The organism is Vibrio crassostreae 9ZC13, from assembly GCF_000272045.2.
Taxonomy (GTDB): Bacteria; Pseudomonadota; Gammaproteobacteria; order Enterobacterales; family Vibrionaceae; genus Vibrio; species Vibrio crassostreae_C.
Genome location: NZ_AJYZ02000019.1, coordinates 1,788,600 through 1,813,829 on the forward strand (window position 1 = coordinate 1,788,600; position 25,230 = coordinate 1,813,829).

At 42.4% G+C, this 25,230-nt stretch carries 23 protein-coding genes; 21 read left to right on the forward strand and 2 right to left on the reverse strand.

The annotated features are described in order from the left end of the window. The first annotated feature begins 9 nt into the window (after positions 1-9). The 6 genes from pspB (at position 10) to A136_RS09170 (ending at position 6,648) form a co-directional block, all read left to right on the forward strand. Positions 10-243, forward strand: a complete 234-nt coding sequence (gene pspB / locus A136_RS09145; protein ID WP_004734605.1) for an envelope stress response membrane protein PspB — start codon at positions 10-12, stop codon at positions 241-243. After that, a complete protein-coding gene (pspC, locus tag A136_RS09150) occupies positions 236-622 on the forward strand; it encodes an envelope stress response membrane protein PspC (protein WP_017065334.1) in 387 nt (128 codons plus the stop codon). The genes pspB and pspC overlap by 8 nt, the downstream gene beginning before the upstream one ends. Positions 623-780: 158 nt before the next feature. Further along, a complete protein-coding gene (locus A136_RS09155; RefSeq protein ID WP_029235302.1) occupies positions 781-1,815 on the forward strand; it encodes an efflux RND transporter periplasmic adaptor subunit in 1,035 nt (344 codons plus the stop codon). A 1-nt stretch (position 1,816) separates the two neighbouring features. Continuing rightward, entirely contained in the window at positions 1,817-2,902 is a 1,086-nt protein-coding gene (locus A136_RS09160) for an efflux RND transporter periplasmic adaptor subunit (protein ID WP_017060312.1), read from the forward strand. After that, entirely contained in the window at positions 2,895-6,005 is a 3,111-nt protein-coding gene (locus tag A136_RS09165; RefSeq protein ID WP_017065336.1) for an efflux RND transporter permease subunit, read from the forward strand. The genes A136_RS09160 and A136_RS09165 overlap by 8 nt, the downstream gene beginning before the upstream one ends. 76 nt (positions 6,006-6,081) lie before the next feature. After that, positions 6,082-6,648, forward strand: coding sequence for a DNA-3-methyladenine glycosylase I (locus A136_RS09170; RefSeq protein ID WP_017065337.1), 567 nt, complete (start codon positions 6,082-6,084; stop codon positions 6,646-6,648). A gap of 244 nt (positions 6,649-6,892) precedes the next feature. On the opposite strand, the gene A136_RS09175 is transcribed toward A136_RS09170, so the two are convergent. Both A136_RS09175 and cls read right to left on the reverse strand, forming a co-directional pair. Beyond that, positions 6,893-8,077, reverse strand: coding sequence for a cystathionine beta-lyase (locus A136_RS09175; protein WP_017065338.1), 1,185 nt, complete (start codon positions 8,075-8,077; stop codon positions 6,893-6,895). A 182-nt stretch (positions 8,078-8,259) separates the two neighbouring features. Continuing rightward, positions 8,260-9,714 carry a cardiolipin synthase gene (gene cls, locus A136_RS09180; RefSeq protein WP_017065339.1) on the reverse strand — a complete coding sequence of 485 codons (1,455 nt, stop codon included), beginning with the start codon at positions 9,712-9,714 and terminating at the stop codon, positions 8,260-8,262. Positions 9,715-10,080: 366 nt separating this feature from the next. Between cls and A136_RS09185 the strand changes: the two genes are divergently transcribed. From A136_RS09185 to A136_RS09255, 15 genes are all read left to right on the forward strand, one after another. Further along, complete coding sequence (locus A136_RS09185; protein WP_050546918.1) at positions 10,081-11,514, forward strand: sodium-dependent transporter; 1,434 nt, start codon at positions 10,081-10,083, stop codon at positions 11,512-11,514. A 181-nt stretch (positions 11,515-11,695) separates the two neighbouring features. Further along, positions 11,696-13,312: a methyl-accepting chemotaxis protein gene (locus A136_RS09190; RefSeq protein ID WP_017065341.1), complete on the forward strand. Its 1,617-nt coding sequence runs from the start codon at positions 11,696-11,698 to the stop codon at positions 13,310-13,312. A 177-nt stretch (positions 13,313-13,489) separates the two neighbouring features. Continuing rightward, positions 13,490-14,188 (forward strand): TIGR01621 family pseudouridine synthase, encoded by a 699-nt coding sequence (locus A136_RS09195; protein WP_017065342.1) that lies wholly within the window; start codon positions 13,490-13,492, stop codon positions 14,186-14,188. 8 nt (positions 14,189-14,196) lie between these two features. Beyond that, positions 14,197-15,138: a class I SAM-dependent methyltransferase gene (locus tag A136_RS09200; RefSeq protein ID WP_017065343.1), complete on the forward strand. Its 942-nt coding sequence runs from the start codon at positions 14,197-14,199 to the stop codon at positions 15,136-15,138. 157 nt (positions 15,139-15,295) lie between these two features. Further along, entirely contained in the window at positions 15,296-16,489 is a 1,194-nt protein-coding gene (locus tag A136_RS09205; RefSeq protein ID WP_017063708.1) for an ISL3 family transposase, read from the forward strand. A gap of 391 nt (positions 16,490-16,880) precedes the next feature. Next, positions 16,881-17,081, forward strand: a complete 201-nt coding sequence (locus tag A136_RS09210; RefSeq protein WP_017065344.1) for a Flp family type IVb pilin — start codon at positions 16,881-16,883, stop codon at positions 17,079-17,081. A gap of 3 nt (positions 17,082-17,084) precedes the next feature. Continuing rightward, a complete protein-coding gene (locus tag A136_RS09215; RefSeq protein ID WP_017065345.1) occupies positions 17,085-17,522 on the forward strand; it encodes an A24 family peptidase in 438 nt (145 codons plus the stop codon). Positions 17,523-17,532: 10 nt separating this feature from the next. Beyond that, complete coding sequence (cpaB, locus tag A136_RS09220) at positions 17,533-18,324, forward strand: Flp pilus assembly protein CpaB (RefSeq protein ID WP_017065346.1); 792 nt, start codon at positions 17,533-17,535, stop codon at positions 18,322-18,324. Between the two features lie 46 nt (positions 18,325-18,370). Next, positions 18,371-19,669: a type II and III secretion system protein family protein gene (locus tag A136_RS09225; protein ID WP_029235303.1), complete on the forward strand. Its 1,299-nt coding sequence runs from the start codon at positions 18,371-18,373 to the stop codon at positions 19,667-19,669. After that, entirely contained in the window at positions 19,666-20,172 is a 507-nt protein-coding gene (locus tag A136_RS09230; protein ID WP_017065348.1) for a hypothetical protein, read from the forward strand. The genes A136_RS09225 and A136_RS09230 overlap by 4 nt, the downstream gene beginning before the upstream one ends. 11 nt (positions 20,173-20,183) lie before the next feature. Further along, positions 20,184-21,419 (forward strand): AAA family ATPase, encoded by a 1,236-nt coding sequence (locus A136_RS09235; protein ID WP_017065349.1) that lies wholly within the window; start codon positions 20,184-20,186, stop codon positions 21,417-21,419. After that, positions 21,419-22,699, forward strand: a complete 1,281-nt coding sequence (locus A136_RS09240; protein WP_017065350.1) for a CpaF family protein — start codon at positions 21,419-21,421, stop codon at positions 22,697-22,699. Before A136_RS09235 ends, A136_RS09240 begins: the two co-directional genes overlap by 1 nt. Next, positions 22,696-23,622, forward strand: a complete 927-nt coding sequence (locus A136_RS09245) for a type II secretion system F family protein (protein ID WP_017065351.1) — start codon at positions 22,696-22,698, stop codon at positions 23,620-23,622. Before A136_RS09240 ends, A136_RS09245 begins: the two co-directional genes overlap by 4 nt. Further along, the gene (locus A136_RS09250) at positions 23,622-24,509 is read left to right on the forward strand and encodes a type II secretion system F family protein (protein WP_017065352.1); all 888 of its coding nucleotides are present in this window, start codon (positions 23,622-23,624) and stop codon (positions 24,507-24,509) included. Before A136_RS09245 ends, A136_RS09250 begins: the two co-directional genes overlap by 1 nt. After that, positions 24,502-25,230 carry a tetratricopeptide repeat protein gene (locus A136_RS09255; protein ID WP_017065353.1) on the forward strand — a complete coding sequence of 243 codons (729 nt, stop codon included), beginning with the start codon at positions 24,502-24,504 and terminating at the stop codon, positions 25,228-25,230. The genes A136_RS09250 and A136_RS09255 overlap by 8 nt, the downstream gene beginning before the upstream one ends.

Genomic DNA, 25,230 nt, shown 5'->3' on the forward strand with positions numbered 1-25,230 from the left:
GAGTTGTCTATGTCAACATTTCTAATTGCAGGTCCACTGATTGTCTTTTTAATCTTCGTGGCACCGCTATGGTTATTCTTACATTACCGCAGCAAGAAGAAATCCAGCAATGGTCTTTCTGAAACGGATCTTCAACGTCTGCATAAGCTTTCTGCGCAAGCCGAATCCATGCAAGACCGAGTGAAAACGCTAGAAAAAATACTGGATGCGGAGTCGCCTAACTGGAGACGAAACTATGAGTAGAGAACTGTATCGCGACACGATTAACGGCAAATTGTCTGGTGTGTGTGCAGGGTTAGCGAACTATTTTGGCCTTGAAGTGTGGTTGGTTCGCATCTTAGTTATCTCAGCAGCACTGCTTGGTGGTAGTTTTCTGGTGTTATTAGCGTATTTAGCTTTGACATTTATGCTTGAAAAACAACCACCTCAGTATGTCGACCAAATGAAGGCGAAACAAGAGCATACGCTGAAGCAAAAGCCTTGGGAAAAAGGGCAAACTGCAGAGTCGCTATTGAACACTTTAGAGGGTGATTTCCAGAAGTTAGAGACCAGTGTCCGCAACATGGAAGCTTATGTCACCTCAGATACGTTTAAAGTGAATCGTGAATTTAAGAACATGTAGTGGTAAAATCTAAAAAGGATTAGATAACGGTTTAGGAAAATTTATTCCAAGCCGTTATTTTTTTTAATAATTTTCTCTAAATAAATCTTACGCTGACTGGTAAGTTACATGTGATTAATCTATGTTATAAAAATATTTATAGATATGGATGATCACCAATGTATAGAGCCTCCCTTGTCCTATTGACTGCCTTAGCTGGGTTGTCTGGGTGTGGTAAGGAGCTTCCTCCCGTGCCTGAACCTGAGTCCAGACCCGCCAAACTCTTCACTGTCTCCGTCGGTAATAATGCCTTTGAGCGTAATTTCCCTGCTACCACAGAAGCTGGTGACAGAGCGGTACTCGCATTCCGTGTTCCTGGGTTATTGCAGAGCATCGATGTGACCGCTGGGCAGCACGTGTCTAAAGGCGACGAGCTTGCTAAGTTAAATCCCGATGAATATCAACTACTCGAGAAGCAAGCAAAAGCGAATTTTCAGCTAGCCGATGTTCAATATCAACGTGCGATCAAACTTCGTAAAGATCGTGTGGTATCAGAGCAAGATTTCGACCAAGCGAAAGCGAACCACAATTCAGCTCGCGCGGTGCTTAATCAAGCTAACGCGAATCTTCGCTACACCACTTTGGTTGCGCCGTATGACGGAACCATTTCCATCATTCCTGCTGAAAACCATGAATACATTGCGGCTAAACAAGGCGTGATGAATATTCAAACCAATCAAATTCTTAAAGTCGTCTTCTTATTACCCGACCAACTTATTACGCGCTTTTCATCAGGGGTCGAGATTGATGCAACCATGGTTTTTGATGCGTTTCCTGAAAACTCTTACGTTTTAACCTTCCAAGAAGTGGATACCGAAGCTGACCCGAAAACAGGTTCGTACAAAGTCACCATGGTAATGGAAAGACCAACCGATGTGGGTATTTTGCCCGGTATGTCTGGCTCGGTAAATCTCGTTTCATCGTTAGCGGCGGCCACCAAAATACCAACGTCAGCAATGATGACCGATGGGGATGATGTCTCTGTATGGCGTGTGAATAGCGACGGCATTGTTGAAAATGTTGCCATTGTCATCGATGAAAAACGCCATATCGTCTCTGGATTGAACGATGGCGATCGCATTGTGACTTCTGGCGTCAATGGTCTTGAGTCGGGCATTAAAGTTCGAGAGTGGATCAAGGAAAGGGGGCTATAACATGAAAACACTTAAAGTGGCTGCTGGCCTGTCGTGTTTAGCCTTACTGACGGCTTGTGAAGATAAGCAAGCTGTAGAAGTGAATAACACGCCCTTGGTTAAAGCTATCGAGATTTCAGTCATCGATTTTAGCGACAAACTCTATTTCCCTGCGGTAGCAAACGCTGCTGAGAAGGCTCACCTCAGTTTCCGAGTTGCGGGTGAAATCTTCAAGCTAGATGTGAAGGAAGGTGAACGAGTTGCCAAAGGGGACATCATTGCCGAGCTTGACCCAACCGATTATCAATTGGATGTGGACAATGCTCAAGCTCGTTACACGGTAATCAATAGTCAATACCGACGTTCGAGTCCGCTAGTGAAGAAAGGCTTATTGGCTAAGTCGCAATTCGATGAAATTGCCGCTCAACGCCAGATTGCTTATGCCGAGTTGGAACTGGCGAAACTGCGCTTATCGTTCACTATGCTTCGTGCGCCTGTTGATGGGATTATTTCTCGAGTCAGTGTCGACCAATATGAAAATATTCAGGTAGGCCAACAGATTGTGAACATTCACAGTGTTGAGGATGTCGAAGTTGTGATTCAGCTCCCTGACCAAATTTATGTGAATCAACCCAATGAAACGCTCCTCTCGAACGTGGAAGCTGTGGTGAGAGTGCCAAGCGGTAATGAATACACCGCAGGTATTAAAGAGTTCACCACTGAACCCGATCCAAGTACGGGTACCTTCACGGTTACATTAGCTTTGCCGATGCCAGAAGACGATTTGATTCTTGATGGTATGGCCGTTGATGTGACTTCAAACGGGCGGGATATCGGTTTGGAGCTAAAAGCTGGTGTACTTATTCCGATCGAAGCGGTATTCAATGCAGACGGTGATGAACTGGATCGTAAAAACTCTTATGTGTGGGTTCTTAACGACGACAAGACAGTCTCGAAACAACAAGTCGTGTTAGGAAAAGCAAACCAGGAAACATTGCAGGTAGTGAAAGGATTGGAAATGGGGCAGCATGTCGTTGTTGCAGGCGTATCGCGATTGCGAGATGGGATGACAGTGGAAGTATTGTCTCAGGAGACGAACAATGAGTGAAGTAAATAACAAGCCCCAAAATGACGATCAACAGGGTGATGATCAGATCACAGGTGTTGCTTCTTACTTTATACGTAACAAAGTCATTAGCTGGATGCTATCTCTGATCTTTCTTATTGGTGGTGTTTCAGCATTCTTCGGTTTGGGGCGTTTAGAAGATCCTGCCTTTACCATCAAAGATGCAATGGTCGTGACTTCATACCCGGGGGCAACGCCTCAGCAGGTGGAAGAAGAAGTTACCTACCCACTAGAGAAAGCGATTCAACAGCTTACCTATGTCGACGAAGTGAACTCTATTTCAAGCCGTGGCCTGTCTCAGGTAACGGTAACGATGAAGAATAACTATGGTCCGGACGATCTTCCGCAAATTTGGGATGAACTTCGCCGAAAAGTGAATGATCTTAAGGTTGAACTGCCACCTGGGGTCAATGATCCTCAAGTCATTGATGACTTCGGTGACGTTTACGGGATCTTGCTTGCGGTGACGGGTGATGGTTATAGCTACAAAGAGCTGCTGGATTACATTGATTATCTAAGGCGAGAGCTGGAGTTGGTTGATGGGGTCAGTAAGGTCTCTGTTTCTGGTCAACAACAAGAGCAAGTATTCATTGAGATATCGATGAAGCGGATAAGCTCCTTAGGTCTGTCTCCAAGCACGGTATTTAATCTTTTATCGACTCAAAATATTGTATCAAGTGCGGGTGCGGTAAGAATTGGCGACGAATACATTCGAATTCATCCAACGGGTGAGTTCCAGAATGTTGAGCAGCTTGGCGATTTAATTCTGACAGAAGGTGGTGCTCAAGGTCTCATCTATTTAAAAGATGTGGCGAATGTAACTCGTGGTTATGTTGAAGTGCCAAGTAACATCATTGGCTATAACGGCAAGCTCGCACTTAACCTTGGTGTCTCTTTTGCGCAAGGCGTGAACGTAGTAGCGGTTGGTGAAGCGTTTGATCGAAGATTGGCCGAGCTAAAGTATCAACAACCCGTCGGCATCGACATCTCCGAGGTTTATAACCAACCGAAAGAGGTAGACAAGTCGGTAAGCGGATTTGTGGTGAGTTTAGGGCAGGCGGTTGCGATCGTAATCGTGGTGTTACTGTTCTTCATGGGACTAAGATCGGGCCTATTGATTGGTTTGATACTGCTATTGACCGTATTCGGTACATTCATTTTCATGCAGTACTTCAAGATCGACCTACAACGTATTTCACTGGGCGCGTTGGTTATCGCCTTGGGGATGCTGGTGGATAATGCCATTGTGGTGGTGGAAGGGATATTGATCGGCACGCAGAAGGGGCGAACCCGGATGCAGGCAGCCACCGATATCGTAACCCAAACCAAATGGCCGCTGCTTGGTGCGACGGTTATTGCGGTGACTGCGTTTGCTCCAATTGGTTTATCTGAAGACTCAACAGGCGAATACTGTGGCACCTTGTTCACGGTGCTACTGATCTCCTTGATGCTGAGTTGGTTTACTGCCATCTCGCTCACGCCGTTCTTTGCCGACATGTTCTTTAAAGGTCAGAAGGTCGATCCAGATAACGAAGGTAAGGACCCATACAACGGGATGGTTTTTGTTATCTACAAAAACTTCCTTGAGTTCTGTATGAAGCGTGCTTGGTTAACCATGTTTGTTCTGATTATTGGTTTAGGCGCGAGTGTGTACGGTTTTGGTTTCGTTAAGCAAGCCTTCTTCCCGTCTTCAACCACACCTATGTTCCAAGTGGATGTGTGGATGCCAGAAGGTACCGATATTCGAGCGACCAATACCAAGCTTAAAGTGCTTGAGAGTTGGCTAGCTGAGCAGGACGAAGTTGAACATATCACGACAACCGCGGGTAAAGGCCTGCAACGTTTCATGCTGACTTATGCGCCAGAGAAAAGTTATAGCGCTTACGGCGAGATAACGGTTCGTGTGAAAAGTTATGAAGTACTTGAAGGGCTAATGAAACGCTTCCGTGAACATGTAAATGGTCAGTTCCCAGAGATTGACTACAAGCTTAAACAGATCGAATTAGGTCCTGGTGGCGGTGCGAAAATTGAAGCGCGAATTGTGGGTTCTGATCCAACGGTTTTACGTTCAATCGCTGCACAAGTGATGGACATCATGCGTGCTGATGAAGGCGCATTTAACGTTCGTCACGATTGGCGTGAAAGAACTAAGGTATTAGAGCCTCAGTTCAATGAAAGCCAAGCGCGTCGTTATGGTATTACTAAATCTGACGTTGATGATTTCCTAGCAATGTCTTTCTCTGGTAAGTCGATTGGTGTGTATCGTGATGGTACAACGTTAATGCCGATTGTGGCTCGTTTGCCTGAAGACGAGCGTGTCGATATTCGTAACATCGAAGGCATGAAGATCTGGAGCCCAGCATTAAGTGAGTACATCCCACTTCAACAAGTAACGTTAGGTTACGAGCTAGAATGGGAAGATCCACTGATCATCCGTAAGAACCGTAAGCGTATGCTAACGGTAATGGCGGATCCTGATCTATTGGGTGAAGAGACGGCCTCAACTCTACAGAAACGCTTACAACCACAGATTGAAGCGATTGAGATGCCTCCGGGTTACTCATTGGAATGGGGGGGTGAATATGAGTCGTCAGCAGATGCACAGGCGTCACTGTTCACAACCATGCCTCTGGGTTACTTGTTCATGTTCTTAATCACTGTGTTCTTGTTTAACTCGGTGAAAGAGCCTCTGATCGTTTGGTTAACGGTTCCATTGGCGTTGATAGGGGTGACGACAGGCTTGCTAGCCTTGAATACACCATTCGGCTTTATGGCGCTGTTGGGCTTCTTGAGTCTATCTGGGATGCTTCTGAAGAACGGTATCGTACTACTTGATCAAATTGAGATTGAGATGAAATCTGGTAAAGATCCGTATGTAGCGGTTGTTGATGCGGCTCTGAGTCGTGTTCGCCCGGTATGTATGGCGGCGATTACCACCATTCTAGGTATGATCCCTCTACTACCGGATATCTTCTTCAAACCAATGGCAGTAACCATCATGTTTGGTTTAGGCTTTGCGACTGTACTCACGCTAATCGTAGTGCCTGTGCTGTATCGTTTGTTCCATAAAATTGAAGTGGCTTAACGTCAACTGACCTTTGAAATAATGCCCCTAATTGGGGCATTATTTTTATGTATGATTACTAAAAGAGACCATCGAAATGGAAGCTAATACAGTGGATAGAACGTGTGCATGGGCGCTTAAACATGAGCTTGAAAGGGAGTACCACGATGCAGAGTGGGGCGTGCCTGTTTATGATGACCAAGTTCTGTTTGAGTTCATTACTTTAGAAGGTGCTCAAGCAGGTCTGAGTTGGATTACGATCCTTAAAAAGCGTGAAGGCTATCGTGCCGCGTTCGATAATTACGATCTAAACAAGCTAGCTGAGCTGAATGAAGACAACGTGCCGCACATCATTGAAAACTTCGATGTGGTTAAACACAGGGGTAAGATTGCTTCGGTATACAACAATGCACGAGCAACGCTTGAATTACAGAAAGAGTTCGGCTCTCTTTCTAATGCCTTATGGCAATTTGTTGATAATGAAGTGATCGTGAATCAATGGACTGAGATGTCTCAAGTTCCCGCTTCTACCGAGCAATCTAAAGCGATGAGTAAGTTTTTGAAGAAGAGAGGCTTTAAGTTTGTAGGAGAAACAATCTGTTACGCATTTATGCAAGCAACAGGTATGGTCAATGATCATTTAGTCGGTTGCCCACACAAATAAAGTGTTATTTATTTCAGCGGAACAATCACTTAGAAATTGAAAAATTCATAGCCATTTTTTCATCGCTCTGAGATCTTTAAGTAGATGTGCTTTAAGGTTCAATATTGGCTTTGAAAGCTTCTGGACTATGAGCGGTTTGTATTATGAGCTGAAGTATCTGAATATGAGTATTTTGAGTTATGCTTTAAACAGAAAAAGGCAGGAATATCCTGCCTTTTTTGCATATTAGACCTATCGTCTCAGATTAAATCAGAGCGCTATAACGTTCTAATCCCGCCTCTAGATCAGCAATCAGGTCATCAACATCTTCTAACCCAATATGAACACGTATCAAGGTACCTTCGAAATTAGGATTGGCAACAGTTCTCAAGCTGTCAAAACTGCTTGGTTCGTTAGCTAGAATCAAACTTTCAAATCCACCCCAAGAGTAACCCATACTAAAATGTGTCATTCCATCAAGTAACGCTGTCGTCGCTTTGATATTAGAGTTGTTTAGTACAAAAGAGAACAAGCCATTACCGCCAGTAAAATCTCGTTTGAAGAATTCATGGCCTGGGCAAGACTCAAGAGCAGGGTGACGAACGTGGTTAACTTCAGGACGAGTCTCTAACCATTTTGCGACCTTCAAGCTGCTTTCTGCGTGTTGGCGTAGACGCACATCAAGAGTACGAATGCCGCGAAGCCCTAAATAAGCATCATCAGGTGAGACACATTGCCCCATCAAGTAACTTTGCTCTCTTAGTTGATCCCAGCATTTCTCATTGGCGACTGCCGTACCTAGCATCACATCAGAGTGACCCACGATGTATTTGGTCGCTGCTTGAATCGAGATATCAACACCAAAATCAAACGGTGAGAAGTTCACGCCAGCCGCCCAAGTATTGTCTAGCATAACGATGATGTCATGTTCATGAGCGATACGCGCTAGTGTTGGAATATCCTGCACTTCCATGGTGACAGAGCCTGGAGACTCAGTAAACAGCACCTTAGTGTTTGGCTTGATAAGGTCTTGGATACCTTCACCAATCGTTGGCTCGTAGTAAGTTGTCTCTACCCCCATCTTTTTCATGATGGTGTCACAGAAATCACGAGTAGGTTCGTAGCAGGTGTCAACCATTAAAATATGATCACCTGTTTCTACAAAAGAGAGAATGGCATTCGAAATTGCTGCTGTACCACACGGGTACAGTGCACAACCCGCGCCGCCTTCTACTTCAACCATCGCATCTTGGAAGGCAAAATGAGTGTTGGTTCCACGACGTCCGTAAAAAAGGGTCTTGTTAGCGCGGTTAATCGTAGCTTTACGCTTCTCTTCTACTGAGTTAAATACGACAGTTGAAGCGCGTTGTACTGGTGGGTTAACAACACCATTGGTCCACTTCTTATCACGACCGGCAGTGATAAGTTTAGTGGTTTTGTTCTCGGACATGCTGTGAATTCCTTATCAATCGGTTATGTCCTATTTAAAACATGCCAAGAGTGTTCAAAGCAAGAGCGGAGCGGGGATTTTTGCGCTTTTCTTACGATTTTTAACCTTTCACTCAGTTAACAGTGAAAGGTTAAAAATGATCGATGGGGAAACAACGAGCCATAATCGACTCATTGCTGGAATTATAGGAGTGGGTTGAACAAGTAGAACAGCCTCTCAAAGAAGCGATTACTAAGGTTTCTTTGCTCCCACTGTTCTAACTCTACAGAGTGGGATGAAGCGATATAAGATTTCTGCAGCTCAGACAGTTTTTGCGTGAAATGCACATCATCCACAGCCAGAGTCACTTCAAAGTTGAGCCACAAACTGCGCATGTCGATATTGACGGTTCCGATCAAGCAAAACTCTTCATCGATCACTACCGATTTGGTATGAAGAAGGCCACCGTAAAATTCATAGATCTTCACGCCAGCTTCAAGCAACTCGGTATAAAACGCACGAGAAGCCCATTTAACCATTAGTGAATCGTTATTGTGTGGAATGATCAGTTCTACAGTTACGCCGCGTTGAGCTGTCATCTTAAGTGTTTCGAGTAAGTCAGCACTTGGCACAAAATAAGGTGTAGTAATACGTACAGAATGATTCGCTTGATTGATGGCGATGGTCAGTACTTGTAAGATCAAATATTCCGGCATGCCAGGGCCAGACGGCACTACTTGAACCGGATGATGTGTCATGATTTCTTCAACTGGGCATTCAGGTATATCAGGGAGAATGCGTTCACCAGTCTCAACTTCCCAATCCCAGCCATGAATAGCGGATAACACATTAACGGTTGGCCCAGTCACTCTGACCATTACATCAATCCACTGACCAACGCCGGAACTTTGTTTGAAGTGAGCAGGATCGACCATGTTCATTGAACCCGTATAGGCGATAGTCTCGTCAATCACAATGATTTTGCGGTGTTGTCTTAAATCTAGGCGACGTAAGAAAATACGCCATGGGCTCACTTCTAGTGCTTGTACGACTTGAACGCCTGCGTCCTTCATCATTGACTGCCAGTGGCTTTTGAAAAAGCGAGGGCTACCGGCTGAATCGAGCAAAACTTTAACATCTACGCCACGTTTTGCAGCGCGAATCAGCGCAGAGGCAACCGAATCGGTCAGGCCACCTGGATGCCAAATATAGAAAACCATCTTGATACTGGTTTGTGCATTTTCTATATCTTCGATAATTGCGTGTAGGATCTCGTTTGGTGAAGATTGCAGCGATAGAGTGTTTCCACTGAGTGCAGGGATGCCCATTCGATTGTTACAAAGCTCGTCAATCTTATGGATAGGGGAGCCGACTTTCCCTGGTTGGTGAAGTTGGCAATCATTCAATTGACGGAACCAGTCGCCGAAAGGGGTAAACATACGATGAGCGCGTTCAGCCCTTTTTCTGCCTAGGTTTAGCTCACCAAAAAGGAAGTAACAAGCTACACCAACAATCGGGATAATGTAGATAACCATTAGCCAAGCAAGAGAAACGCTGACAGAGCGTCGTTTTAGTACAACACGAAACGTCACACCGGCTACGAGAACCCAGTACAAAACAACAGAGGCCAAAGTTAAAAAATGATAAAGCTTATCCACATTGAATACTCGAAAAAAGAGACACTTAGATAGTAATGCTATTTAACGTATATGGGAATTTAAGGATTCAACTATTTACAAAATAGAGCAAAAGATGTAAATAGGTTAAAGTTGTTAAGTTTTGGTCAACTTAAGAAGAAAACGATTGTTTTGTATGAAAAGTCGGCATTTAACCATAAAAATTTACATCTTTAACGAAATTTGTACGGTATGCTCTTCCAATTTTATTCTTAAACTGGTTTACTTGCTAGACAACGAGCGTCAATCAAATCTTTTAGGTGTGTAAATTTATTTATACACCTTCCTTTTAAAGACGCCACCCAAAGCAAAACACAACATCACATAACACAAAAGTTTGGAGTACACGTGGCTACTAGTAATACAACCACAACACCCCGCGATACCTGGGGTTCGAAGTTAGGATTCGTAATGGCTGCAGCAGGTTCTGCTGTTGGCTTAGGTAACATTTGGAAATTCCCATACACAGCAGGCGAAAGTGGCGGTGGTGCATTCGTTGCCATTTACCTGTTTTTTGTAATTTTTATTGGTTTCAGTGTCATGCTGACTGAATTTGCGATTGGCCGTCATACGCAAAAATCAGCAGTAGGTGCATTTAAAACAACTGACCGTCGTTGGACGTTCGCTGGCGTTATCGGCGTATTCAGTGGTCTACTTATCATGGGTTTCTACCCAGTAGTAGGCGGTTGGTCAATCGCATACATCGGTAAAATTGCAGGTGGTCTTCTAGACGCACCAGAAGCAATTGGTGATAGCTTTGGTGGCTTTATCTCAAACCCAGTTCAACCACTAATGTGGATGGGCTTATACCTACTACTTAACGTTGTTATCGTTATGAAAGGTATCTCTGGTGGTATTGAGAAAGCAGGTAAGATCCTGATGCCGCTTCTTTTCATTATCCTTATTGTAGTATCAATCAAAGGCATTATGCTTCCGGGCGCGATGGCTGGTCTTGAGTTCCTATTCAGTCCTGACTTCTCTAAAGTAGACAGCAATGTAATTCTAGCCGCTCTAGGTCAAGCATTCTTCTCTCTAAGTCTTGGTATGGGTTGTATGATGACATACGGTTCTTACCTTAAGAAGAAAGAGAACCTAGTTCAGACAACAGCAATGGTAACCGCAATGGATACTGGTGTTGCTATTCTAGCTGGTGTTGCAATGTTCCCTGCAATGTTCGCGTTCGGTATGGAACCTGCAGCGGGCCCTGGTTTAGTATTCGTTGTTGTTCCTCAGCTGTTCGCTGAAATGGGCGGCGTAGTTGGTCTTCTATTTGCTCTTATGTTCTTCGTTGGTTTGAGTGTTGCGGCACTAACATCTTCAGTATCTCTACTTGAAGTTGTGGTTTCTTACCTAATCGATGAGAAAGGCATGAAGCGTGTAACAGCGGTACTGTCTGCAAGTGTTGTAATGGCGATTCTATGTATCTTCGCTTCTCTATCACTTGGCGGCTTCGGTCCAACACTGTTTGATACTGGCGCGTTCGACATTTTCGACCTACTAACGGATAAGATTTTCCTAGCGGTTGGCGGTATGTTGGTATGTATCTTCGCTGGTTGGAGACTAAACCGTGCTGACCTAGAGAAAGAAATCACTAACGATGGTGAAGTATCTTTCCCACTATTCGGTCTATGGTACACGCTAGTTAAGTACATCATCCCAGTAGCTATCGCAATCGTTGCATTCATGGGTATCTCTTCTGGCTTCGACAGCGGTAAAGGTGCAATCATGCTACTAGGTATTGGTATTATTGCTGGCTCTGCGCTTATCTCTAAGAAGCTATAGTTTTAAGAAGCTACAATCGCGAGCTAAAGTAAGTTAAGAAACGGGAGCTCATTAGCTCCCGTTTTTTATGTCTGGAACTTAATTATCTAAGAAAAATAATTATTAAAGGTATCCGTCTGATAGCCGATATAAATGGAACGAATAGCTGTTAGAGCTATATTTTGATTTAGGTAGGTGTTGTGTGAAATTGTCAGTGAGAAAGAAACTGTATGCCGGTTTTGGCTCTATATTGGCGGTGCTTGTCACGTTAGTCGGTATTGTATGGATGGAAGTTATTGGCGCTCATAAGAGCGCCGATGAGATTAGATTAGATGATGTACCGGGTACCGTTACCTACCTTGTTTTGATCGATGAAGCTGGAGATGTCTATCGAGATGCGCTTGGTGCAATTACACTGGTTGATAACGCACTCAATGATTATCGAACCAGCAAGAACGAATTTGCTCAAGCTATCGAGCAGGCTAAGCGTTTGGAGAGTAGAGGTTCGGAAGACCACCGCCGTATTCAGCGAATTGAAGACCTGATGGGGCGTTTCACTCAAGAGTTTGAATCAAAGCTTGTGCCGAAGATCAATGATGAAGCTGCGCTACTAGCTAATATTCAACAGCTACGATCTTTGTATGAGAGCAATCTTATCCCTATTGAGAACTTACTGGATCAAGCGTCAGCAAGTGAGCGCGCAGATACAGAACAGTCACTACTGACACTAACCGACACGTTTACTACCATCGAGCGCACTATCATGGTGTTGTCTGCTATTGCGATTGTCTTTGGTTGTGTGATTGCGTATCTATTGTCTAGCTCTATTACCAATCGTCTTACTCGTGTAGAACAAGTAGCACGACGTGTAGCAAATGGTGACCTAACGGCAGGCGATATTATTGATGATTCTGGTGATGAATTGGCTGAACTGGCTAAGTCGATTAACCAGATGCAGAAATCACTAGTAGACCTATTAGGTTCAATCTCGTCTGTGACTCACCAAGTCCAATCGGTGACAGGGGAGCTCTCTTCTATTAGCCAAGACATCGTAACGGGCGCTTCTGCTCAAGCTGATAAGGCCAACTTAATTGCAACGGCTGCTGAAGAGTTAAGCTTGACCATTTCAGAAGTGGCGCAGCAGGGCACGTCTACTTATGAAGAAGCACTTCGCTCAGAAACCTCTGCAGAAGATGGCCGCAACGTGATTGTTGAGATGGTGGCGAGTATTCAACAAGTGTCGACTCAAATGAGCGATATGTCGTTGCAAATGAATACTCTAGGTTCTCACGGTGAGCAGATTGGTAGCGTTATCAAGGTAATCGAAGACATTGCTGAGCAAACTAACCTGTTAGCTCTTAACGCTGCGATTGAGGCTGCGCGTGCTGGCGAGTTTGGGCGTGGGTTTGCTGTAGTTGCTGATGAAGTGAGAGCGTTGGCTGAGAGAACAACCAAAGCGACACAAGAAGTATCGGGCATTATTCAATCAATTCAATCTGGTACGCAAGAAGCCGTTACTTACACGCAGGATAACTGTCGGTTAGTTGAGATTGGCGTAGAGAAAAGTTCAAGTGCGGTTTCAGCATTGGAAGCGATTGTTAGCGGAGCGGGCAATGTACAAAGCATGGTCAACTCTATTGCGACTGCGGCAGAAGAACAGACGGCTGTGACCAAAGAAATTGCAGCGGACATTACCGCGATTAGCGATATCTCTGAGCAATCTCTGCAGCTAGCAACTCGTAGCTCCGAAAATACATCAGGCTTGAACGCTAAGGTTGCTGAGCTAGAAGCATTAGTTGGTAAGTTTAAACTGGCGTAAAGCGGTAGCTTGGTTCTATTTACCTATTGGTAATCGAGTAAAGACCACGCACTGATCGCTAGTTGCTGAAAAGAAGCCCAACGATTCAATATTTATTGAGTGAGTTGGGCTTTTTCGTAGCTGGAATCTGGGTTCAGACGCGGTATACTCCACGTTCTACAATGGAGCTAGCCTTTAATGTTCGATATTCTTCTGAACCACTCTGATTTTTTACTTATCAATAAGCACCCTGGAGTCAGCGTCCACAAAGACGATGGCGATACCATGTTGCTTCAAGAAGTTGCTAAGGCAATTGATGAGCCTAAGCTGTACCTCGTTCATCGACTAGATAAAATGACTTCGGGCATTCTGCTGCTGGCAAAAAATGCGTCGGCGGCGAGCGAGCTTTCACAGCTATTTGCAAAGCGTGAAGTAGAAAAATACTACCTTGCGATTGGCTCTAAGAAGCCAAAGAAAAAGCAAGGTTTGATCTCAGGAGACATGGAGCGTTCACGACGCTCAAGTTGGAAACTTCTGACATCCAAAGAGAACCCTGCGATTACTCAGTTTTTATCAGCAACGGCTGAACCCGGTGAGCGTCTGCTGTTATGCAAACCCTATACAGGGCGAACTCACCAGATCCGTGTCGCGATGAAGTCGATCGGCTCAGCCATTGTTGGTGACCCTATTTATAATCCATCGAGTGAGGCTGACAGAGGTTATCTACATGCCTTCGCGATTCGATTTGCCTATCAATCACAAGCCTACGAATATGTCTGCGATCCAAGAAGCCTAAACTCCTTGGGTGAGAAGTGGCATCAAGAAACCGTGTCGAACGGTTTGGACAGTTGGCTTGAACCTTGGTCATTAACTTGGCCAAAGCTAAACACTAAGTGAGTGAAATAATGGAAGCATCAGCTTTACCTCTGTTTTTTAGTCATATTGAACAGCAACTTAATGAAGTACCAAACGAACTACGCCGTATTTTCCACGGTCGCGGTAAGTTTTGGCCTGGTCTGGAACAACTGACATGTGATTGGGTTGATGGACAGCTACTGGTTAACGTGTTCAAAGAAGTAGACGACGAATTCTTGTCATCTCTTAAAGCTGGATTGGTTCAACTCACCAACAAAGATATCTGGCAATCAAAGCAGGGCACAAGCATTGTTCTGCAACACCGTTATGCCGATGGCGCGCCTTCAGAGGTTCTATGGGGAGAGTTGAATGATTCTCCGGTTGTGGTTGAACATGGTCTTAAGTACCAATTAGACATTGGCCGTAATCAGAACTTCGGTTTGTTCCTAGACATGCGTAATGGTCGTCAGTGGGTACAAGATAATGCCAAGGATAAGAACGTTCTTAACCTGTTTGCATACACTTGTGGTTTCTCTGTCGCGGCTATCGCTGGTGGCGCTCGTCAATGCATGAACGTGGACATGTCACGTGGCTCGCTAAACAAAGGTCGCGATAACCACCGTCTGAATGAACACGATATGCGCTCGGTTAACTTCCTTGGCTACGATATCTTTAAGTCGTGGGGGAAAATCAAGAAGGGCGGTCCTTACGAGCTCGTTATCATCGATCCACCTTCGTTCCAAAAAGGCAGCTTTGCTCTAACCAAAGATTACAAAAAAATCTTACGTCGTTTGCCTGAACTTCTAACGGAAGGCGGTGAAGTGATTGCGTGTGTGAACTCACCAGCAGTCTCACCAAACTTCCTGATTGAGACGATGGCAGAAGAAGCGCCAAGCGTTGAGTTTATTGAACGCCTAGACAACCCGCCTGAGTTTGTCGATGTCGACCTTGATTCAAGCTTGAAGGTTCTGATATTTCAAAAACTTAATTGATATATCTTGATTCGATAGTGAAAAATAAGCCCCACCCTAAATTTAGGGTGGGGCTTATTTTTGGTTCATCGCGGATTAGCGGGAACTAAAAACAAAAACGGTAGTAAGTGATATGGTTTAGTCGCCAAACAAAAATCATACACAAACTACCGTTTTCATGCCGAATCATACTTTCCTATCTTCATTCTGGGAAGGCTTTCAAATAGTAAAGTCTCACCAGACAGCATCACTTATTACCCTGACTCTTAAACCTAACTCTGAGGCTAAGTGCCTTTGTGGTCTTGAAGCCGAAGCTATCCACGAGTATCAATGGCGTCATGTGAAAGAAGCCATGTTGCTCGGTGTTCCTGTTGAACTTTCCGTTCAAACACGAAGAATTAAGTGTCGTGACTGCGGCATCAAAACAGAGTCTCTATCTTGGTTAGAGCCTTATGCTCGTATAACGAAGCGCCTAAAAAGTTATATAGAACAACTGCTGCCTCTTCTTCCCATTAAGCATATCTCCCAGTTAACGAGCGTACATTGGCACACCATTAAAGAGATAGATAAACGCCGACTTCGACAAGTGGTGCCGTCAGTGAAATGGGAAGAGCTAAGGCAACTCGTCATGGACGAGTTCGCTATCTTTAAAGGGCATAGGTATGCCACGGTCATTGCTGACGCTAAGACTCATCAAGTCATTTGGATAGGGTTAGGCCGTAGCCGCAAGGACATACGACCGTTCTTCGAGCTGTTAGGCAAGCATGGCAATAATATCGAAGCGGTCGCGATGGACATGAATACGGCTTTTGACCTTGAAGTTCAAGCGCACTGCCCGAACGCAAAAATCGTTTACGACTTATTCCATGTTGTTGCTAAGTTCGGTCGTGAGGTAATGGATAGAGTCAGAGTCGACCAAGCCAACAAACTCAAGCAAGATAAAAAAGCGAGGCAATGGGTCAAGCGCTCACGCTGGGTGTTGTTGAAAAATAGAGGCAACTTAAATCCACGGCAAGACAGCTATCTTACAGAAATATTGAATATCAATAAGGACTTAATGACCACTTATATACTCGGGGCACAACTCAAAGAGCTTTGGTATTGTGAATCAGAAGCACATGCTAAAGGGCTCTGGGAGGCTTGGTGGGCACAAGTACAAGAGAGTGGAATTAAGCCATTGAAAGAGTTCGCACGAAAACTGAGTCCTTATCTTCACGGTATTATCGCATCGGCAAGTTATCCGCTAAACACCTGCACCCTAGAAGGGATAAACAACAAGATAAAGCTAATCAAGCGAATGGGGTATGGGTATCGAGATACCGACTACTTCTTCTTGAAGATAAAAGCGGCTTTCCCCGGAAAGCCGCGATGAACCTTATTTTTCTTCGAAGCAAAAGTTTAGAGTTATCACCCTACTTGATTTTATTTTAGAGCTCACATGTTGTTTTTTTGTGATTAACATCACGTACTTGCAATAATTAAAGCTTGGTTGAATCTTAACCATATACACCTGGTTTATGTGTGCTTGGTAACTTATTGTGCGTATTTTTAACTTTTTCTGATTGTAAATTAACCCCTATTTACTTAAGTGTTATTAATTTAACGGTTTTATTTGATGTTGGTTCATTTTAAATACTTATTTTTCGACAATTATAAATGGTTAGTAATTTGTCTGTAATCATATAAATGAGTAATATCTTGTTAACCTTCTTTACGGGGTGAAATTCCGTATGAAAACAATCAAACCACATGGAAAATTAATTATGCTTACAAAACTATTCGTTAACACCAAAATCGTGCTAGAAAACTACAAAAATAACGAGCAAGGTGTTACAGCTATTGAATATGGTCTAATTGCTGCGGCTATTGCAATCGTTGTTGGTACTGCTGTTACTCCAATTGGAACTCAATTAGGGGTAGTATTTGGTAAAATTTTTACTGCTCTAGGTGGTACAGCCTCTTAAATTATGGTCTTAGAATACGGGTGGCTAGTTATCTTAGCCACCATTTCTCTAATTATAATGTATAAAGACGTTAAAAATAGAACGATTTCAAACCTGGAATGTATTCTTGTATTGATAGTGGTCTTCCCTTTTTTTTTGTTGTATGGGGAATCCATCTCATTACTTTACGCTTTAAGCATTGTTGTTATTGGTGTGGTTCTCAACCAATTGTCTATCCTTGGTGCTGGTGATACAAAGTTATTAGCAGTTTACTCATTCGCCATCAGACCTGATTATTTATGGCCGATATTGTTCTTAATAGTATGTATCGGTGGCTTATTATCAGTGGTGTATTACGTATATGGGCGATTAACCAATATAGAAGAAACAAAGCAAAGAGGAGTTCCTTATGGCGTTCCTATTTGTATTGGCAGTTATTTAGGTGTGCTAGCCTCGTTATAAGGTCAACAAAGTGAAAAAAAACATCATTCTTGGTATGGCAGTCATCGCTATATTATTTGGCTTATATGGTTTGGCTGGTAGCTTATCGAAACAAGATCATGAGTCGACAACGATCAAAGAAAAAGAAGAAGTGACTGTCCAGGTATGGACACTTTTAGAAAATGTAACAAAAGGTCAACATGTTGAGCGTAGCCAACTAAAGCTACAACGTATTCCTGAAAACGAAGCAAACACAAAAGGTGTCGTAAGCGACATTGATTTAGACTTTGTTCCGGGCTCTGTTTATCGACAAAATATTATCGAAAATTCAGTGGTATTCCCTGAACTAATAATTAATCCTGAGCAAGATGGTTACGTAGAATTGGTTATTGCACCAAATCGCGTTCCATATGCAATTAAAACGGAAGTCGAATCAGTAGTTGGTGGAATCATAATGCAAGGCACTTTGGTCGATATACTCTCTATTTCGACGCCAGATACTTTATTAGTGGAAACATCAAGTAACCGTAAGAACTCGGTGTCTGTGACTCCTATAGTTATGGGAGTTAAAGTCCTTCAAGTCAATAAGCAGCTTATTGAAGCAAGAAGAACCTTACCTGAATCGACTGAAATCCGATTGATTGTTGAACTGACTCGCAACCAAGTCGCCAAATTAACAATTGCCAAACATATTTCGTCATTGGAAGTTCATAAATCGATTGGTGAATACCAAAAATCAGACTTGCAGGCAGATGCAGGGGATGTTTTACCGGGCTTTAAATCGATCGTTGAGTTTAGAGCAAATCAAATCGTTGTAAATTAAAGCTTAGGTTACTATGCGTTTAACATATTTTAAATGGCTACTTTGTATGTTTGCCAGCACTCTATCATGCTCAGGATTTGCTCAATCCATCACAAATTTATCTAAAGGTGGGATGCAAACTATTACGGTTCTAGCTGATATCCAATCAGTTTTTATTTCTGACCCTGAAATTGCGGATTATCAAGTAATAGATGAACGTAAAGTGGTTGTCTTCGGAAAAAAACTTGGGCGAGCATCGTTAGCTATTTATGGTGAAGAGGGTAAAACATTGGCTTCTCGGAAGATCTGGGTTAACCCGAGTCTCGACCATATTCAACAACAAATACAAATATTGCACCCAAATGCGCAAGTCATCGCAGCAAATATTGGGGAACAAGTTGTTTTATCCGGAGTTGTTGCAACCGAAAACGAGCGCGACAAAATTAATGAGTTAGTTGGTACTCTTTTGGAAAAATCAAAAGAAGAGTACAAGCTAGAGTGGGACCTCGGTGATGACGAAACTCAAGAAATACTATTTATGAAACGCAACTATTTCGAAGGGGTTGTAAACAACATCGAAGTTTCGACGGTAAAACAAGTAAATGTGAAGCTGTCAATTGCAGAGGTATCACATTCATTTCTTGAAGAATTTGGTGTGAGCTATGGAAGTGAAGGTGCCGGGGCTGGTGTTTTTGTCGACAAGCTGACGAGCTTTAGTGCTTCTGACATTGTCTCTGTAATCACTGCGATTGGTAACGATACGGTAGGTCAAATCCTAGCTGAACCAAACCTTTCGGTTATTTCTGGTGAAACTGCGAGCTTTTTAGTTGGTGGTGAGCTTCCCGTTGTTACTGTTGTCGATGGCACAACCAATGTTGAATACAAAGAATTTGGTATTCGTTTAGAGTTGGCAGCCAAAGTTCACGATGACGATAAAATCACGTTGGCCCTAATGCCGGAAGTCAGTTCATTGGACACTCAATACAGTAATGAAACGTACGACCTGCCAGCACTAAAAACACGTCGAGCTAGAACAACAGTACAACTTGGTGATGGGAAAAGCTTCGTTTTAGGTGGCCTACTGAGTACCGAAGACAAAGAGTCATTGAGCAAGGTCCCATTCGTAAGCGAAATCCCTGTGTTGGGGGCCTTATTTAGAAATACGGGAACTGAGCGAAGTAAAACAGAATTGGTAATCGTCGCAACTGTGAATTTAGTGAAGCCAATCGAACCTAACCAAATACAACTGCCTACGATGAGAAAGACAACAACTTTGGAGCGTTTTTTCGTTATCGAAAATCAATATGAGCAAGCGAGCTCGATTTGGACTCAGGAAGTGTTGGCTTCAGGAGGATTCCAAAAATGATTATTAAAATGCATTTAAAGGCTCTATTTGTCGGTGTACTTGTTGTCGTTTCGAGTGGGTGTGCAGAAAAGGTCCAAGAAAGGCGCGGTCAGTCGATTGAAGTCATACCCGTTGAACATACATACTCGTTTATCATAAAGAAAACAGGTCAAACAAAAGTAGAAGTATTTGAAATTATTGATGAAAATCTTGATGTACTGATTGAGAAAGGTAGCCAATTAGTCTGGCGCACACAGCAAGGAAAGCAACTAGCAGACCTTGCGGCTGAGTATATGAGAAGTAAAGGAGTCAACAGTAAGCTGATTTCCTTAGAAGGAACTGATACGCCTAACGAACGCCTATTTGATTTAACATTACGCTACACCCAATACAAAACTGTAACGAAGGTTTGTACCTATGAATCGATAGGTCGCTTTGGATATGGAGAAACCGGATGTTATGCTGATAATGCAAGATGGCAGTCCATGGTTAACCCTGAAAAAATGCTAAATAGTGTGCGATAGACGGTGATGACATGTTTGATCTTGTAGATATTTTAAAAACAAAAGTAGAAGAAAAAGTCGTGGTGCAACAACAGATAACGTCTGTATTGTTCCACCAAACACAAGAATGTATTGATCTTGTTGAAGAAGCTTTTCGTTTTGAAGGAATTGTTCCTCCGTCAATGCTTAATAATTCAGATGAAAACATCAAACAACACGTACGTGAAGTTAATGTCGAAATTGCTATCGTAGAGTTGAATGTGACTGAAAGCGTCACTGAAGATATGAAGCGAATCAGTCATTTATTACCGAATAGTGCGTCAGTTATTGTCGTTGGTAGTGAAGATGCCATTTCGACTATACGTAACCTAAAAGAGATGGGATTTTATTACGTATTTTGGCCTATCTCTAAGACTGAATTAATCGATTTTGTTCGAAATGTTGATAATAATAGAAAGAAGAATAGCGGTTTAGGTAAGGACAGGACTGCAAAAAAAGTTGCGGTTTGGGGAACAAAGGGTGGTGTAGGAGCCACAATGTTAACGGCTGAAATAGCTTATGAACTCAGTGCGAAAAAGAAAAGTACCTGCCTTATTGTGGATCATGACTTCCGAGGTGGAAACCTTGATATTTTCCTTGGTGAAAAGCAGTTTCAGAAAAAGTCTGTCGCTCCAGGCGCGCTCACTACTGATTTAGACGTGAGTTATGCTAGTAGCATGCTTAAAAAAGTTAATAGCATGCTAGCTGTTTTAGCTGTTGAGTCAGAAGACTTAAATGAACTTGAGCTCAAAGAATATGCTCGTGCTATGTCCAAACATTTGGCTGGGCAATATAACTTTATTTTAGAGGATTTATCGCGTTCTTCTAATACTAAAACTGACCTAAAGTATATCGCTGAAAATAATGACATTATTACATTGGTTTTAGAACCGACTATATCAAGTGTCCGAGAAACAAAGCGTGTATTAGCTTCATTGGAATACCTAAACTCAAGAGCTCGATGTATCGTTGTTGTTAATTATACGATGGTGGAAAAATCGGCAACAATTTCCTTAGATGAAATCAAACAGTTCTTAGGTCGAAATGTTGATGTGGTTTGTCCCAACGAGATTCAAGTTGGCAAGATGGTTTTAGAAGGTAAACATATTTATCAACTGGGTCTTCCTATTAGTCAAAGCTTAAATCGATTAACGTCAATGCTTCTAGGCGAGAACGCTAGTAATACTGATGCCTCGCTGCTGAAAAAGCTCTTTAAGAGGTTTAAATAATGGATCAAGCTAAATCTAACTACATAGCTATCCGTAACCAAATATTTGAAGCTCTAGACGCTGAAGCTGTCCATTCATTGTCGAAGGAGGCTCTAAGCAAGCAGTTGACTAGCGCGGTTGAAATGCTAATTGAAACTCACAGCTTTTCTGTTGCGACTGTTGTCAAGAATGAATATGTTCGAAGTCTGGTTGATGAATTACACGGTCTAGGCCCACTGCAAAAGCTGATGGATGATGACTCTATTAGTGACATCATGATTAATGGCTACAACAATGTGTTTATCGAAAGAAACGGCATTGTTGAAAAAGCACCTGTAAGTTTTATTGACGAGGCTCAGCTTCTACAAATAGCAAAGCGCATTGCTAGTCGAATTGGTCGCCGTGTCGATGATTCATCACCGACTTGCGATGCACGCTTGCCGGATGGTAGCCGCGTTAATATTGTTACACCTCCCATCGCGATTGATGGTACATCCGTCTCTATCCGTAAGTTCAAAAAACAGAGTATAGACCTAGGGCAGTTAGTGGATTTTGGGGCGATGAGTCCTGAGATGGCGAAAGTGCTTATGATTGCTTCTCGTTGTAGGTTGAATATATTAATTTCAGGCGGTACAGGCTCGGGGAAGACGACGATGCTAAACGCGTTATCTCAATATATTTCTGAGAAGGAGCGGATTGTTACCATAGAAGATGCAGCTGAACTGAGGCTTCTTCAACCCCATGTCGTTCGATTGGAAACTCGAACAGCAGGTATTGAAGGTACCGGTGCAATTACACAACGAGATCTCGTTATTAACTCACTTCGTATGAGGCCGGACCGAATAATCATGGGTGAGTGTCGTGGTGGAGAAGCATTTGAAATGCTTCAAGCTATGAATACCGGCCACGATGGTTCCATGTCTACTTTACACGCGAATACACCTAGAGACGCGATTGCTCGAGTAGAGGCTATGATCATGATGGCTACAAGTAGCCTTCCATTGGAAGCAATACGCAGAACTATTGTAAGCGCAGTCGATCTTGTCATACAGATTAGCCGCCTCCACGACGGTAGCCGGAAAGTGATGAGCATTACGGAAGTGGTTGGTATTGAAGGTTCGAATGTAGTGCTAGAGGAAATATTTAAATTTCAGCCGATGATTCAAAGTGAATCAGGCAAGGTCTCTGGTCGGTATGTTACCGCCGGTATGATGCAACGTTCCGTTCTGGTCGAGAAGGCAAAATTTTTTGGTTTAGAAGAGCAGCTTAATAGTGCATTTAGGGTTGGAGAGCCAGCGTGATTTATTGGTTAGCTTTGATATTTGGCGGAGCTGTAATGCTTATAGCGTTTTGGCCATCCACAAAAAAAGAACGTCACCAGTATTTAATGGAAGCTAATAAAACGCTCTATATAGAATCTATTGACGAATCTCAGCAAGCTGTAAATTTGAATGCTCTATCAAGTCAAACTTTGGTTCAAAAATGCAAAAGTAAGTTTGATAATGTAGTTCGTCAGCTTGGTCAATACGCCATGATAAAACTATTAGGGTACTTAGGTTTTCTTATTGTTTTTAGCAGTGTACTTAATCAGAAAATGATTAAAGTGGATGGTCAAATAGTAACACTTTCATTGGTTATTATTGGTCTATTCATAGGTTATCAATGGTTGCAGAATCGCGAACAAAGACGTTTTGAAGAAGCATTCCCCGATGCTTTGAGTATGCTGGCAAGTGCAGTAAGCTCCGGAGAGAGTATTACTCATGCGATTATTTACGTAGGTAAAACCCTAGAAGGTGAAGTGGGGAAAGAATTTAAGAAAATGGGGGAGCGCTTACAGGTAGGAGAATCGGTAGACTCTGTATTTAGAAAGTCGATTCAACGCTTCCCTTATCCTGCTTTTTACTTTTTTGTTATTACTCTTAGAGCAAATATGCAGAGGGGTGGACAGTTAAAACAAGTTATTAATAGGTTGAATCGCTTAATGTTTGATTCTAGATCTATTGAAAAGAAAAAGATGGCGATGACTTCAGAAGCTCGAATGTCTGCGAAAATTGTTTCGGCTATACCTATAGGCTTTATGTTTTTCATGCAATTTATCAGCCCGCAAAATTTTGACTTTGTAATGAATGACCCTGCGGGCAAGCCGATTCTTTATTATGTTCTGGCTAGTGAGTTTATTGGTTTGCTCATTGTTTGGTCCCTAATGAAAAGTGTAGAAAAGTAATGCAAACGCAAACGTTAATTTTTGTCTTTCTTGTTCTGCTATTCGCGTGTTTATCCTATCTATTTTTTAAGGTATACACCGAGATAGGTCGGCGAAGAATGCTTAATAAATTTTCACTTTTCGATGAACCTAAAGCCGAGGTGAGGAAAGGAGAAGGTTTAGATAATCTGTTTGATAACCTGTCATCGACTTTAACATCGTCAAAAGATGATATTGATAAAAAGTTAGATGACGCGGGGATTTATAATTCTAATATCTCGCAGTATTACATGCTAACCAAGTATGTTGTGGCCTTTTTAGGATGCGTTATTATTTACATATTGCTATCTAGGTTTGAATTTATACTTAACCAAATTATTGCAATGCTGGCCATTTGGTTTGTTTTGTGTGTCATTGCACCTGACAGTTACTTAGCGGTAAGGCAAAAAGCATTAAGACGAAAAATATCGAATCAATTACCATATCTTCTGGATATGATGGCTATTTGTATCCAAACAGGAATGACTTTGGAGTCAGCTATGAGTTATTTGTCGCATGAGATGGAAGGGTTTGACAAGGATTTATCCTATCAACTAAATAAAATCAATGAACGTACTAAAATAGTAACTTTGGATATAGCGCTAGATGAGTTTTATAATCGGATACCCACTCCTGAGGTAAGAAGCTTTATTATGACTCTAAAACAAAGCCTAAAGTATGGGTCTTCAATCTTTGATGTGCTTACGACTCTCGCTTCAGATATAAGAGAAGTTAACATGTTAGGAGTCGAAGAGAAAATCGGTAAACTAGCAGCAAAAATGTCTATTCCACTAATCCTATTTATTATGATGCCGATCGTTATTCTGATTACGGCTCCGGGGATAATGAGAGTTATGGCCAATGTATAAAATAGTAATAGTGATAATTTTATCTTATTTTGTTTTTGGGTGTGCTAACAGTAGTTTGGATAGTAAATTGTCCGAATCCAAAGAATCAATATTAATCGAAACGAATAACTATCCCAAATTAATAGCTTATTATAAAGGTCAATTGAAAATTAAAGAAAGTGATTCAACTAGGATAAAGCTAGCAGAAGCATACGCGAATAATGGTGATTATGAATCTAGCTTATTTGTGATAACTCGTGTCAGAGAAAAAGAGTCGAATGTAAAAGCAATCGTTGTTGAGTGCAACGCATTGTTTGAGATCGGTAATATTAGAAAGGCTGAATTGTGCCTTCTGAGGGCAAATGAATTAGATAAAAACAACCCTGAAATTGAGAATCAATTAGGCATAACCTATGCGTATTTAGGTTATATAAAAAAGTCGAAGTACTATTTTGAACGATCTAGAGAGCACTTTGTTGATGATGTGAAAATCAAGAATAACTTAGCGATGGTTTCTATGCTTGAGGGGGATTTTGAACATGCAGCTTCTCTGCTTCTGCCTATCTATATTAAAGGGGCAAGTAATGAGAAAATCGAGACTAATCTTGTCTTCTCTTTAGTGAAAATTAATCAAATAGATTCAGCGAAAAAAATCCTAGCTAGTCGTTATTCAGAAAAAGAGTCATTTCAGATCATAAATGATATCAAAAGTAGCCAGTCTGTAAACTCGCCCATAATATAG

What these genes read in the sequence shown, in the direction of transcription:
- pspC (WP_017065334.1), top strand. Translation starts at nt 236, where the DNA reads ATGAGTAGAGAACTGTATCGCGACACGATTAACGGCAAATTGTCTGGT.
- A136_RS09240 (WP_017065350.1), top strand. Translation starts at nt 21,419, where the DNA reads ATGGATCAAGCTAAATCTAACTACATAGCTATCCGTAACCAAATATTT.
- A136_RS09250 (WP_017065352.1), top strand. Translation starts at nt 23,622, where the DNA reads ATGCAAACGCAAACGTTAATTTTTGTCTTTCTTGTTCTGCTATTCGCG.
- A136_RS09155 (WP_029235302.1), top strand. Translation starts at nt 781, where the DNA reads ATGTATAGAGCCTCCCTTGTCCTATTGACTGCCTTAGCTGGGTTGTCT.
- A136_RS09225 (WP_029235303.1), top strand. Translation starts at nt 18,371, where the DNA reads ATGTTTGCCAGCACTCTATCATGCTCAGGATTTGCTCAATCCATCACA.
- A136_RS09195 (WP_017065342.1), top strand. Translation starts at nt 13,490, where the DNA reads ATGTTCGATATTCTTCTGAACCACTCTGATTTTTTACTTATCAATAAG.
- A136_RS09215 (WP_017065345.1), top strand. Translation starts at nt 17,085, where the DNA reads ATGGTCTTAGAATACGGGTGGCTAGTTATCTTAGCCACCATTTCTCTA.
- A136_RS09235 (WP_017065349.1), top strand. Translation starts at nt 20,184, where the DNA reads ATGTTTGATCTTGTAGATATTTTAAAAACAAAAGTAGAAGAAAAAGTC.
- A136_RS09200 (WP_017065343.1), top strand. Translation starts at nt 14,197, where the DNA reads ATGGAAGCATCAGCTTTACCTCTGTTTTTTAGTCATATTGAACAGCAA.
- A136_RS09255 (WP_017065353.1), top strand. Translation starts at nt 24,502, where the DNA reads ATGTATAAAATAGTAATAGTGATAATTTTATCTTATTTTGTTTTTGGG.
- A136_RS09160 (WP_017060312.1), top strand. Translation starts at nt 1,817, where the DNA reads ATGAAAACACTTAAAGTGGCTGCTGGCCTGTCGTGTTTAGCCTTACTG.
- A136_RS09205 (WP_017063708.1), top strand. Translation starts at nt 15,296, where the DNA reads ATGCCGAATCATACTTTCCTATCTTCATTCTGGGAAGGCTTTCAAATA.
- pspB (WP_004734605.1), top strand. Translation starts at nt 10, where the DNA reads ATGTCAACATTTCTAATTGCAGGTCCACTGATTGTCTTTTTAATCTTC.
- A136_RS09170 (WP_017065337.1), top strand. Translation starts at nt 6,082, where the DNA reads ATGGAAGCTAATACAGTGGATAGAACGTGTGCATGGGCGCTTAAACAT.
- A136_RS09165 (WP_017065336.1), top strand. Translation starts at nt 2,895, where the DNA reads ATGAGTGAAGTAAATAACAAGCCCCAAAATGACGATCAACAGGGTGAT.
- A136_RS09210 (WP_017065344.1), top strand. Translation starts at nt 16,881, where the DNA reads ATGCTTACAAAACTATTCGTTAACACCAAAATCGTGCTAGAAAACTAC.
- A136_RS09230 (WP_017065348.1), top strand. Translation starts at nt 19,666, where the DNA reads ATGATTATTAAAATGCATTTAAAGGCTCTATTTGTCGGTGTACTTGTT.
- A136_RS09175 (WP_017065338.1), bottom strand. Translation starts at nt 8,077, where the DNA reads ATGTCCGAGAACAAAACCACTAAACTTATCACTGCCGGTCGTGATAAG.